The sequence below is a fragment of the Desulforhopalus vacuolatus genome, assembly GCF_016918505.1.
Classification (GTDB): domain Bacteria; phylum Desulfobacterota; class Desulfobulbia; order Desulfobulbales; family Desulfocapsaceae; genus Desulforhopalus; species Desulforhopalus vacuolatus.
The window spans coordinates 1-815 of record NZ_JAFFPZ010000095.1 but is presented as its reverse complement, the minus strand read 5'-3'; the positions used below and the strand labels follow the sequence as shown (position 1 = coordinate 815).

The following is an 815-nucleotide window of genomic DNA, read 5'->3' as shown; positions in this document are numbered from 1 at the left end:
TTGTCCAGCTTTCGGCTGAAAACAGGACGAAGTTCTCGGCTTCCATCCAGGCCTTGCTGTATCCAGACAGGCATTTGGGTGGCTGTCTTACCGGTTTGAGGCAAAGGACTGAGATAGCAATGTTCGAGGCCATGCAAATGAGCCCGTGTAGCCAACGCTGACATTTTGCAGTCTCCCACGAACAGGAGTCCTTTTTTGTCTAATGCTTTCAACGCTTTATCAATGGCGGGAACGTATAAACCGTCATCGGCGCGTTCTCCAGATACTGTTGATGTCGCCAGTGGAAATCCCAGGGGATCAAGGCTTGCCATCATGATTTTTATCTGTCTAAGTGCTGGATTATCCTTACTGTTTCCGAACTGAAACAAGCTGTCTGATCCGGCATCATGATAACCAGAAACCGTTGTAGCATCGACACGTACTATTTTTTGATCAAGATCGTAAACTTGAATAGAATTCTTCCCAAGCCCGATTTCGACATCCTGCCAATGTCCGGGATTACTCAGTTTTCTGAGCAGGAGAGTCAATCGATCATCGGTAAAATCTGTTTCACGGATGTCCTGTCCGGTAATTTTTTCCAGAGTAGAATGCGCTTGCCTCACCCAATCACGGACAGTGAGTTTTCGATGATCACCTTGAGAGATAATATGAGCAAGCCAAATAGTACCCATCCACCCCCAGCCTAAACCTTGATGATGCCCATGGCGTGGGAGATGAGCATCAAAAAGCTCTACCACACCCATTCGTTTGAGAAGGCCAATCAGCAGGACAAAATCATCAATTCTTTCGGTTAAAACTTTTGGTATAGTAGTCAT

At 46.1% G+C, this 815-nt stretch carries 1 protein-coding gene; it reads right to left on the bottom strand.

What is annotated here, in order from left to right; all coding sequences use genetic code 11:
• The coding region (locus JWG39_RS16040) for an IS1634 family transposase (protein WP_439099722.1) at positions 1-815 on the bottom strand (815 nt) is incomplete at its 3' end.